Origin of the sequence: Pseudoroseomonas sp. WGS1072 (genome assembly GCF_049340465.1) — a bacterium.
GTDB lineage: Bacteria > Pseudomonadota > Alphaproteobacteria > Acetobacterales > Acetobacteraceae > Pseudoroseomonas.
Genome location: NZ_JBMPSU010000002.1, coordinates 393,066 through 404,051 on the forward strand (window position 1 = coordinate 393,066; position 10,986 = coordinate 404,051).

The following is a 10,986-nucleotide window of genomic DNA, read 5'->3' on the forward strand; positions in this document are numbered from 1 at the left end:
GCCGCCATGTCCTCCCCTTCACACGGAGCCTCCGTGAGCATCACTCCCTTCATCCGGATCGGCATCGACATCGGTGGCACCTTCACCGACCTGCAGATCCTGGACGAGCGCGACGGCGCCCTGCGCAGCCTAAAGACGCCGACCACCCCGGAAGATCCCTCGATCGGCCTGCTGGCCGGGCTGCGCGAGGCGGCTGAGCGCCATGGCTTCGCCCTCTCCGATATCCGCCTGCTGCTGCACGGCACCACCATCGCCACCAATGCCGTGCTGGAACGCCGGCTGGCGCGTGGCGTGCTGCTGACGACGGCCGGCTTCGAGGATGTCCTGGAGATCGGCCGCCACAGCCGGCGCGACATCTACGGCCTGAAGCCGGCGCATGAGGCGCCGCTGATCCCGCGCGACCGGCGCCTCGGCGTGCCGGAACGCATCCGCGCCGATGGCGGTGTGGAGCGCGCCCCGGAGCCCGCCGCCATCGCCGCGCTGATCGACCGCCTGGCGGCGCTGGAGGCGGAGGCCGTGGCGGTCTGCCTGCTCAACGCGCATGTCAACCCGGCGCATGAGCAGCTTCTGGCCCGGGCGCTGCGGCAGGCGCGGCCGGACCTTCCGGTCTGTCTGTCGAGCGAGATCAGCCCGGAGATCCGTGAGTACGAGCGCAGCTCCACCACGGTGCTGAACACGCTGCTGATGCCGGTGGTCGGCGCCTACCTGCAAAGGCTCACCGGCCGCCTGGCCGAGGCCGGGATCGGCGCGCGGCTGCTGCTGGTGCAGTCCAACAGCGGCGTCTGCAGCGCCGAGACGGCGGCGCTGCAGCCGGCCCGCCTGCTGCTCTCGGGCCCGTCGGGCGGCGCCCTGGCGACGCTGCGCATGGCCGAGGCGCTGGCGCGGCCGAACCTGCTCGGCGTCGACATGGGCGGCACCAGCTACGATGTCTGCGTGGTGCGCGACGGCGCGGTGACGCGCATGACCCAGGGCGAGATCGACCACCTGCCCGTCCGCCTGCCGATGATCGAGATCCGCACCATCGGCTCCGGCGGCGGCTCGCTCGCCTCGGTGGACGAGGCCGGGCGGCTGAAGGTCGGCCCGCGCAGCGCCGGCTCGCGCCCCGGCCCCGCCTGCTACGGGCGCGGCGGCACCGAGCCCGCCGTGACCGATGCCAATCTCGCCCTCGGCCGGCTCGATCCACGCTTCTTCCTGGGCGGGGCCATGCCGCTCGACGCCGCGGCCTCCGCGCGCGCCGTGGCCGAGCATGTCGGCGCGCCGCTCGGGCTGGAGACGCCGGCCGCCGCCGCCGGCATCCTGGCCGTGACCGACACCAACCTCGCCGCCGCCGCCCGGCTCAGCCTGTTCGAGAAGGGGCTCGACCCGCGCGACTTCAGCCTGCTCTCCTTCGGCGGCGCCGGCGGCCTGCACGCCATCCCCGTGGCCGAGGAGCTGGGCATTCCGGAGGTGATCTTCCCCGCCGATGCCTCGACCTTCTCGGCCTTCGGCATCCTGCATTCCGACATCGTGCACGATGTGGCGCGCAGCCGCGTGATGCCGGCGGCGCCCGAAAGCCTGCCCCGCATCGGCGATTTTCTCGATGCCCTGCGGCAGCAGGGCGCGGCGCTGCTCGACGCCGATGGCGTGGCACCGGCGGACCGGCGCCTCGCCGTCGCCGCCGATCTGCGCTATCGTGGCCAGGCCTTCGAGCTGGTGACCCCCTGGGAAGAGCCCGCGGCGGAGCCGGCGGCGCTGGAGCGGCTCCTGGCCGCCTTCCACGCCGCGCACCGGCAGCGCTTCTCCTACAGCAACCCCGAGGCGCCGGTGGAATTGGTGGCGCTGCGCCTCAGCGCGACCGGCCTGCTCGCCAGGGCCGAGGCACGCCGCGCCCCCGGACGCGGCGCCGAGCGCGCGCCCGAGGCCCGGCGCGTCTGGCTCGGCGATGGCTGGCGGGAGGTGCCGGTGCATCAGCGCGAGCGGCTCACCGGCCGCATCACCGGCCCGGCGCTGATCGAGGAAGAGTACACCACCATCTATCTCGGCCCCGGCTGGGACTGCGCGCCCGGGCCCGAGGCCACGCTGATCGCCCGCCGCGCCGGCACGGAGGCCGCCCGATGAGCCCCTCGCTCGACCCTGTCGCGCTGGAGATCCTGCGCAACGCCCTGACCGCCGCCGCGGCCGAGATGGACGTCACGGTCTGGCGGACCAGCCGCTCGACCATCGTGCGCGAGCTGCTCGACTACTCGACGGCGATCTTCGATGCCGAGGGCTACAATGTCGCCCAGTCGGCGCGCATCCCGCAGCATCTCAACTCGATGAGCACCGGCCTGCTTACCGTGGTGCGCGACTTCCTGCCGCTGGACGGGTGGGAGGATGGCGACGTCGTCATCACCAACGATCCCTATTGCGGCGGCCAGCACATCCCCGACATCCTGGCCTTCCGCCCGGTCTACGCGGAAGGCCGGCGCGTCGCCATCGTCGGCACGCTCTGCCACCATCTCGACATGGGCGGCATGGCCGCAGGCTCCTACGCCGCGGCCGCGACGGAGGTGTTCCAGGAGGGGCTGCGCATCCCGCCGCTGAAGCTCGTGAAGGGCGGGGTGCTGAACGAGGATGTCCTGGCCATGATGCGGCAGAATGTCCGCCGGCCGGACATGCTCTGGGGCGACCTCCAGGCGCAGCTCGCCTCGCTCTCCGTGGGCGAGGCCAATCTGCGCAAGCTGGCGGGGCGTGTCGGCGCCGCGACGCTGGTCGAGGCCTGCGCCCGCATCCTCGACGGCTCGGAGCGGGCGATGCGCGCCATGATTGGCCGCATCCCCGACGGGCGCTATGAATTCGAGGACTTCCTCGATGACGACGGCATCGATCCCGAACCGATCCGTATCCACGCGGCGGTGGAGGTGAAGGGCGAGGAGATGGTGATCGACCTCTCCGGCTGCGGGCGGCAGGCGGTGGGGCCGGTCAATGCCACCCTCGCCTCCTCGGGCTCGGCCGTCTCCTACGCGGTGATGGCCATCGCCGATCAGGAGATTCCGCCCACCGCCGGCTGCTACCGTCCCGTCACGGTGATCGCGCCCGAGGGCAGCATCGTCAACGCGCGCCATCCGGCCCCCGTCGCCAACCGCGTCGCGGTCAGCCACCGGCTCGCCACCACGCTGCTCGGCGCGCTACACCAGGCGGTGCCGGACCGCGTGCCGGCGGCCTATTACGGCGTCTCCTACGTCTGCTCCTTCCAGACCATCGGGGCGGATGGCGAGCGCGGCGTGCTGGTGGAGATCGAGGTGGGCGGCAGCGGTGCCCATGCCGATACGGACGGGCTGAGCGGCTACACCTACGGCATGCACAACAACTCGAACATCCCGGTGGAGATGATCGAGAGCGAGTTGCCGCTGACGCTCACGGGCTACGGCCTGCTGCCGGATTCCGGCGGGGCGGGGCGGCAGCGCGGCGGGCTCGGCCTGTTCCGCGAATGGCGCATCGACAGCGTGGAGGCGATCTTCACCGCCAACCTGGAGCGCTTCAGGTTCCGCCCCTACGGGCTTGAAGGCGGCGAGCCCGGCCGCGCCGGCGCGCTCTGGCTGATCCGCGGCGGCGAGCGCAGGCCGCTGGGTTCCAAGGTGAACAACCTGCGGCTGATGAAGGGCGACGTGATCCGGCTGGAGACCTCGGGAGGTGGCGGCTATGGCCGGCCGGAGGATCGGGCGGAGGCGGCGCGGCGGACGGACCGCGCGCTCGGCTACGTCACCGCCTGAGGGTCGCAGGAAGCGTCCGGGGGAGCCGCGCCCCCCCGGAGGCTTGCCCTACTTCCCCCAGCGCAGCGCCATCGCGTCGAGATCGCGTGCGATCTCGATCAGCCCCTGGCGCGCCGCCGGATGCAGCGGCGGCAGGGGTGCGCGCGGTGCGTCGCAGGCGATGATGCCGCCTTCCCGCATCAGCGCCTTGGCCGCCAGCAGCCCGCATTGCCGGTTCTCGTGGTTGATCAGCGGCAGCCAGCGATGGTATCCGGCCTTGGCCGCCTCCCGGTTGCCGGCCAGATAGTCGCGGACGATCGGCACCAGCCCGTCCGGATAGCCGCCGCCGGTCATGCTGCCCGTGGCCCCGGCGTCGAGGTCGGCCAGCAGGGTGATCGCCTCCTCGCCGTCCCAGGGGCCCTCGACCGCCTCGCCGCCCTCGGCGATGAGCTGCCGCAGCTTGGCGGCGGCGCCCGCCGTCTCGATCTTGAAATAGGCGACATGCGCGATCTCGCGCGCCATCCGCGCCAGGAAGCCCGGCGGCAGCGGCGTGCCGGCGGCCGGCGCGTCCTGGATCATGATCGGGATCTCGATCGCGTCGGACACCGTGCGGAAGAAGTCGAAGATCGCCGCCTCGCCGAAGCGGAAGGTGGCGCCGTGATAGGGCGGCATGATCATCACCATGGCCGCGCCCTGCTCCTGCGCGCGGCGGCTGCGCGCGGCGCAGATCCGCGGGCTGGTGTGCGTGGTGGTGACGATCACCGGCACCCGCCCCGCGACGTGGCGCAGGATGGCCTCGGTCAGCACCTCCCGCTCCTCATCGGCGAGCAGGAACTGCTCGGAGAAGTTCGCCAGGATCGAGAGCCCGTCCGAGCCGGCCTCGATCATGAAGTCGAGACAGCGGCGCTGCCCCTCCAGGTCCAGCGCGCCATGCTCGTCGAAGATCGTCGGCACCACCGGGAACACGCCCCGGTACAGCGTCGGATGCGCCATGTCTTGTCTCCTCCCCTTCAGTGATTGTCACGCGGCACGGGCGAGCCGCTGCGGCCGACCAGGAAGTCGAAATCGGCGCCCTGGTCCGCCTGAAGCACGTGATCGACATAGAGCCGGGTATAGCCCCTGTCGAAATGCGGCGCCGGCGGCACCCAGGCGGCGCGGCGGGCGGCCAACTCGGCCTCGTCCACATGCAGGTGCAGGCTGCCGGCCTTGACGTCGAGGGTGATGAGATCGCCGGTCCGCACCAGGGCCAGCGGCCCGCCGGCCGCCGCTTCCGGCGCCACATGCAGCACCACGGTGCCATAGGCGGTGCCGGACATGCGGGCATCGGAGATCCGCACCATGTCGCGCACCCCCTGGCGCAGCAGCTTCTGCGGCAGCGGCATGTTGCCGACCTCGGCCATGCCGGGATAGCCCTTGGGGCCGCAGTTCTGCAGCACCATGATGCAGTCGGCGTCGATCTCCAGACTGTCGTCGTTCACCGCGTGGTGCAGGTGTTCGATGCTGTCGAAGACCACGGCGCGGCCGGTGTGCCGCATCAGGTGCGGCGAGGCGGCGGACGGCTTGATCACCGCGCCGTCGGGCGCCAGGTTGCCGCGCAGGATGGCGATGCCGGCATCGGGCTTGAAGGGCTGCTCCGGAGTGGTGATGACCTCCCGGTTCCAGCAGCGCGCGTCCTTGACGTTGTCCCAGATGCTCCGGCCGTTGACGGTCAGCGCGTCCTTGTGCAGCAGGCCCTGCTCGCCCAGGTCGCGCAGCACCACGGGCAGGCCGCCGGCGTAGTAGAAATCCTCCATCAGGTACTCGCCGGAGGGCATCAGGTTCACCTGGCAATGGACGCCGCGGCCCAGCCGGTCGAAATCCTCCAGCGTCAGGTCGACGCCGATGCGCCGCGCGATGGCGATGAGATGCACCACCGCGTTGGTCGAGCCGCCGATGGCGGCCAGGGTGCGGATGGCGTTCTCGAAGGCCTCCCGCGTCAGGATCCTCGTGGGTGTCAGGTCCTCTCCCACCATCTCGACGATGCGGCGGCCGGCCATGCGGGCCAGCTCGTTGCGGCGGGCGTCGACGGCGGGGATGGCGGCGTTGGTCGGCAGGCCGATGCCCAGCGCCTCCACCATCGAGGCCATGGAGGAGGCCGTACCCATGGTCATGCAGGAACCATGGCTGCGGTTCATCCCCGCCTCGGCCTCATGGAACTCCTTCAGCGTGATCTCGCCGGCGCGGAGCTGCTCGCTCATCGAGATGATGCTGGTGCCGGAGCCGATCATCCTGCCCTGATAGACGCCGCGCAGCTGCGGCCCGCCGGAGACGCCGATGGCGGGAAGATCGGCGCTGGCCGCGCCCATCAGCAGCGCGGGCGTCGTCTTGTCGCAGCCCATCAGCAGCACGACGCCATCCAGCGGATGGGCGCGGATGCCCTCTTCCACATCCATCGCCGCGAGGTTGCGGTAGAGCATGGCGGTGGGGCGCATCGTCACCTCGCCCAGCGAGGAGACGGGGAATTCCAGCGGGAAGCCGCCGGCCTCCAGCACGCCGTAGCGGACATGCTCGGCGATGGTGCGGAAGTGGCTGTTGCAGGGGTTGAGCTCGGACCAGGTGTTGCAGATGCCGATGACCGGCCTGCCCTCGAACTGGTCCTGCGGAATGCCGCGGTTCTTCAGGAAGGAGCGGTAGTAGAAGCCCATCTTGTCCTGCCGGCCGAACCAGGCCTGGCTGCGCAGCGTTTTCTTGTCGTGTGTCATGGCGCGTTTCCTCGGGAGACGGCAGGGGCGCCGCGTCCGAGCAGGCTAGGCCGACGAGGCATATCGTTCCAATCGGAACTTCGGGGCGATCTATGCCGGTTTCGGTATGTCTTCAAAGAGCAAAGCCTCCGCCATGGCGTGGAGGCTGTGCGCCGCCGGCGAGAGACGGTGGCCGCGCAGCCGGATCAACCCATAGGGCGGCACGCTCAGGCGGGGCGCCTCCCGCGGGGCGGGCAGGCGGCGGAACCGCCCGCGCGGCCCGAAGATGGCCGCGACCGAGGTGCTAACGGCACCGATGGCATCGCCCCGCGCCAGCGCCGCCAGGGCGACCAGGGCCGAGGCGGTGTTCAGCACCTGGCCCGGCGGCTCGAGCCCATGGCGCAGGAACAGCATCTCCACCTGCTGGCGCAGCAGGCTGCCGCGCGGTTCCAGCACCCAGGGGTAGGCCCGAAGATCGGCCAGGGCCGGGGTGCCTCCCGCCAGCAGCGGATGCTCCTCCCGCACCAGGAAGCAGATCTCCTCCTCCCCCACCTCGCGATACTCCAGCCCGGCCGCGTCCTGCCCCGCGGGCAGGCGCGCCAGAATGAAGTCCAGCCGGCCGGCGCGCAGCCGCTCGACCAGGACCGGGCTGGTGTCCACCTCCGCGCTCACCCGGATGCCGGGCGCCTCGCGCCGTGCCTGCTCCACCAGCCGCACCAGCGCATCCACCGCCGGCATGGTGACGGCGCCGATGGCCACCGTGCCGCCCGAGCCGCCGCGCAGGCCGTTCAGCTCCGCCGCCGCCGCCTCCAGCTCGACCAGCACGGCGCGGGCGCGCCGCAGCAGCACCTCGCCCAGCGCGTTGGGCTCCACCCCGCGCGGCCGGCGCTCGACCACCGGAGCGCCGATCATCGCCTCGATCTCCGCCAGCAGGCGCGAGGCGGCGGGCTGGGTCAGGCCGAGGCGGCGGGCGGCGCGGTTGAGGTTGCGGTCCTCGTCCAGGGCGGTGAGCAGCTGCAGGTGGCGCAGCTTGAGGCGGGTGCGGGAGAACCAGTCCGGCGCCAGGGGGCGAGGCGCCCCGGCGGGGGAAGCGGCCATGGCAGGGATATCCGATTCGGTATGTCGGTCGCCGATGATTGCGCTTTACTAGCATCCCGCCCGCCCCCTAACCATACCGCGACAAGAACAGTTCCGCAGCAAGCGGACCGGGCCCGAGGCGGTCCGTGGAGGAAAGCCGGTCCCCTGCCCGCCCCCGCGCGGCGCGCCGTGCCATGCCGCCGCCCCGCCCCGATCCCGGCGTCACACCCGCCCCCGTTCCCGCGAGGGCGGCTCCACGGACCCGGAAAGACCCACGGATGACGTTCCAGAACGACGCCCTGCCCCCGCTCCGCCGCCGCGGGCTGCTCGCCGCCGGCCTCGGCGCCGCCGCCGGTGGCCTCGCCATGCCGCACCTGGCCCTGGCCCAGTCCTGGCCGACCCGGCCGGTGACGCTGGTGGTCGGTTTCCCGCCCGGCGGCCAGACCGACTTCGCCGCCCGCGTCATCCAGCAGGGCATGTCGCAGGCGCTCGGCCAGCCGGTGGTGATCGACAACAAGGGCGGCGCCGGCGGCAATATCGGCACCGAGGCGGTGCTGCGGGCGCGGCCGGACGGCTACACGATCCTGGCGGCCAATTCGAGCTCCATGGCCATCAACCCGCACACCTTCCCGGGCATGACCATCGATCCGCTGGAGCTGGTCTCGGTGGGGCTGGCGCTGCAAAGCTCACTGATCCTGTGCCTGCACCCCTCGGTTCCGGCGAGGACGGTCGCGGACTTCACCGCCTGGGTGAAGGCGCAGCCCAAGGGTGTCGATTACGGCACGGCGGCGGCGGGAAGCATGTCGCACTGCGCGATGGAGCTGTTCCGCACCCGCATCGGCAATCCGCAGATGGAGAGCGTGCCCTATCGCGGCAGCGGCCCGGCCATGCAGGACTTCATCGCCGGCCGCTTCAGCGCCCTCTTCGACGCCGCCTCGGTCGTGGCGCCCTTCGTCAAGGCCGGGCAGGTGCGCGGGCTGATGGTGACGGGGGAGCGGCGCGCGCCGGCCTTCCCGGATATCCCGACCGCCGCCGAGCAGGGCCTGAACGACTTCATCATCACCAGCTGGATCGGCCTCTCGGCGCCGAAGGGCACGCCGCCCGAGGTGGTGCAGCGGCTCAACGCGGCGATGAACGCGGCGCTGCAGGACGCCACGGTGCGGGAGCGCATCACCGGCCAGGGCGACGAGCCGGGCGGCGGCACGGCGGCGGAGTTCGATGCCCGCGTGAAGGCCGACCACAAGCGCTGGGGCGAGGTGGCGCGGGCGGCGAATATCCGCGCCGACGCCTGATGGCCGGGCGGGCCGGAGAAAGGTCATCCTCTCTCCGGCCGCCCGCCCGCCTCACACCAGGGCGAAATGCCCCGCCGACACCTCGCGGAGCTCCGCCTCGGGGGGCGGCGGCGAAGGCTCGTAGGGCAGGCGCCGGCGGGCCGCCTCGCGGTCCGGGTCCGGGATCGGCGCCGCCGAGATTAGGGCGCGGGTATAGGGATGGGTCGGGTTGGCGAAGACCTCGGCGGTCGGTCCCATCTCGACGATGCGGCCGCGCAGCATCACCGCCACCCGGTGGCAGAGATAGCGCACCATGCCGAGGTCATGGGCGATGAACAGATAGGCCATGCCCATCTCCTCCTGCAGATCGAGGAAGAGGTTGATGATCTGCGCCTGGATCGAGACGTCGAGCGCGGTGATCGGCTCGTCCGCCACGATCAGCTTCGGGCCGAGCGCGATGGCGCGGGCGATGCCGATGCGCTGCCGCTGACCGCCGGAAAACTGGTGGGGGAAGCGGTCCATGAAGCGCGGGTCGAGGCCGACACGCCGGAAGAGCTCCGCCACACGGTCGCGCTGCTCGGCGCCGCCCCGCACCACCCCATGCACGCGCAGGGGCTCGCCGACGCTCTCTCCCACCCGCATGCGCGGATTGAGCGAGGAGTAGGGGTCCTGGAACACCACCTGCAGCTTCTTGCGCACCTTGATGAGCTGGTGCGTCTTCAGGCCGGTGATGTCCTCGCCCTCGAAGACGATACGGCCGGCGGTGGGCTTCTCCAGCCGCAGCACCAGGCGGCCCGTCGTGCTCTTGCCCGAGCCGGATTCGCCGACCAGGCCCAGCGTCTCGCCCGGCGCCACGGTGAAGCTGATGCCGTCCACCGCCTTCACCGTGTGGGTCGAGCGGCCCCAGAGGTTGTGCGCGGTGTCGAAGTGCCGGGTCAGGCCCTCGACCGCCAGGATCGGCTTGGGGGCAATCGCGTTCATGCGGCCTTCTCCCGTTGGGCGCGGAGGTCGTACCAGGCGGCGACGAGATGGCCGGGCACCGCGCCCGGCGCCTGCACCAGCGGGGGCACCTCGGTCAGGCAGCGCTCGGTCGCGAAGGGGTTGCGCGGCGCGAAGGGATCGCCCACCGGCGGCTGGAAGAGATCCGGCGGCTGGCCGGGGATCTGGTAGAGGCGCTGGCGTTCCGTCGCCACCACGGCGACGCGCTCGCCCTCGGCCGCGATCGGCATCTCGTGGTCGGGCAGGGAGCGCAGCAGGCCCCAGGTATAGGCGCTGCGCGTGTCGTTGAAGACGGCGCGGACCGGGCCGCGCTCCTGCACGCGGCCGCCATACATGACCTGCACCGTGTCGGCGATGCCAGCGACCACGCCCATGTCGTGCGTGATCCAGATCATCGCCATGCCGAGCTTCTTCTTCAGGTCGCGCATCAGGTCGAGCACCTGGCCCTGCACCGTCACGTCGAGCGCGGTGGTCGGCTCATCGGCGATCAGCAGCTTGGGCTCGCAGGCGATGCCGATGGCGATCATGGCGCGCTGCCGCATGCCGCCCGAGAACTGGTGCGGATACTGCGTCACGCGCTTGCGCGGCTCGGGGATGCCGACCAGGTCGAGCAGCGCGACGGCGCGTTCCAGGGCCTGACGCCGGGACATCAGCCCGTGCGTCACCAGCGCCTCGGTGATCTGCGTGCCCACGGTCAGCACCGGGTTCAGCGAGGTCATCGGGTCCTGGAAGATGATGCCGATCTCGCGCCCGCGCAGCTTGCGCAGTTCGCGCTCCGAGAGGGTCAGCAGCTCGCGCCCGTCGAAGCGCACGCTGCCGCCGGCGATGCGGCCGGGAGGCTTCGGGATGAGGCCCAGCATGGCCAGGACATGCACGCTCTTGCCGCTGCCGCTCTCGCCGACGACGCCGAGGGTCTCGCCCGCCTCCAGGTCGTAGCTGACGCCATTCACCGCATGGACGGTGCCTTCCCCGGTGTCGAAGCGGACGGTGAGATCCCTGACCTCCAGCAGCGCCATGGGCGAGGACTCCTTGCCTGGAAATTATGAGAATGATTCTTAGTGTCATTCTCATCGCCAGGCAACATGCCAGCTCCGCCCTCCCCGTCTGTACCCACTGTCGGCATTTCTGCTATGGCAGCCGGCCCCGCCCCTGCATGAGGACCGCGACAGGATGACCCTGGCCACCCCCGCCGCCGGAACCGCCCTCTCG

The 10,986-nt window shown here is 71.6% G+C and carries 8 protein-coding genes; 3 read left to right on the forward strand and 5 right to left on the reverse strand.

Annotation, left to right across the window (positions count from 1 at the left end):
- Positions 1-33 precede the first annotated feature (33 nt).
- Both ACF3NH_RS19860 and ACF3NH_RS19865 read left to right on the forward strand, forming a co-directional pair.
- Positions 34-2,097: a hydantoinase/oxoprolinase family protein gene (locus ACF3NH_RS19860; RefSeq protein ID WP_422925343.1), complete on the forward strand. Its 2,064-nt coding sequence runs from the start codon at positions 34-36 to the stop codon at positions 2,095-2,097.
- A complete protein-coding gene (locus ACF3NH_RS19865) occupies positions 2,094-3,731 on the forward strand; it encodes a hydantoinase B/oxoprolinase family protein (RefSeq protein ID WP_422925345.1) in 1,638 nt (545 codons plus the stop codon). Before ACF3NH_RS19860 ends, ACF3NH_RS19865 begins: the two co-directional genes overlap by 4 nt.
- Before the next feature lie 48 nt (positions 3,732-3,779).
- On the opposite strand, the gene ACF3NH_RS19870 is transcribed toward ACF3NH_RS19865, so the two are convergent.
- The 3 genes from ACF3NH_RS19870 to ACF3NH_RS19880 form a co-directional block, all read right to left on the reverse strand.
- Positions 3,780-4,703, reverse strand: a complete 924-nt coding sequence (locus tag ACF3NH_RS19870; RefSeq protein ID WP_422925347.1) for a dihydrodipicolinate synthase family protein — start codon at positions 4,701-4,703, stop codon at positions 3,780-3,782.
- A 17-nt stretch (positions 4,704-4,720) separates the two neighbouring features.
- A complete protein-coding gene (locus ACF3NH_RS19875) occupies positions 4,721-6,451 on the reverse strand; it encodes an IlvD/Edd family dehydratase (protein ID WP_198366716.1) in 1,731 nt (576 codons plus the stop codon).
- A gap of 90 nt (positions 6,452-6,541) precedes the next feature.
- Entirely contained in the window at positions 6,542-7,528 is a 987-nt protein-coding gene (locus tag ACF3NH_RS19880) for a LysR substrate-binding domain-containing protein (RefSeq protein WP_198366717.1), read from the reverse strand.
- A 257-nt stretch (positions 7,529-7,785) separates the two neighbouring features.
- Here ACF3NH_RS19880 and ACF3NH_RS19885 point away from each other — a divergent pair, with 257 nt between their 5' ends.
- Positions 7,786-8,799, forward strand: coding sequence for a Bug family tripartite tricarboxylate transporter substrate binding protein (locus ACF3NH_RS19885; protein WP_198366718.1), 1,014 nt, complete (start codon positions 7,786-7,788; stop codon positions 8,797-8,799).
- Between the two features lie 51 nt (positions 8,800-8,850).
- On the opposite strand, the gene ACF3NH_RS19890 is transcribed toward ACF3NH_RS19885, so the two are convergent.
- Positions 8,851-9,759: an ABC transporter ATP-binding protein gene (locus ACF3NH_RS19890; protein WP_422925350.1), complete on the reverse strand. Its 909-nt coding sequence runs from the start codon at positions 9,757-9,759 to the stop codon at positions 8,851-8,853.
- Complete coding sequence (locus ACF3NH_RS19895; protein ID WP_422925352.1) at positions 9,756-10,793, reverse strand: ABC transporter ATP-binding protein; 1,038 nt, start codon at positions 10,791-10,793, stop codon at positions 9,756-9,758. The genes ACF3NH_RS19890 and ACF3NH_RS19895 overlap by 4 nt, the downstream gene beginning before the upstream one ends.
- Between the last annotated feature and the right edge of the window lie 193 nt (positions 10,794-10,986).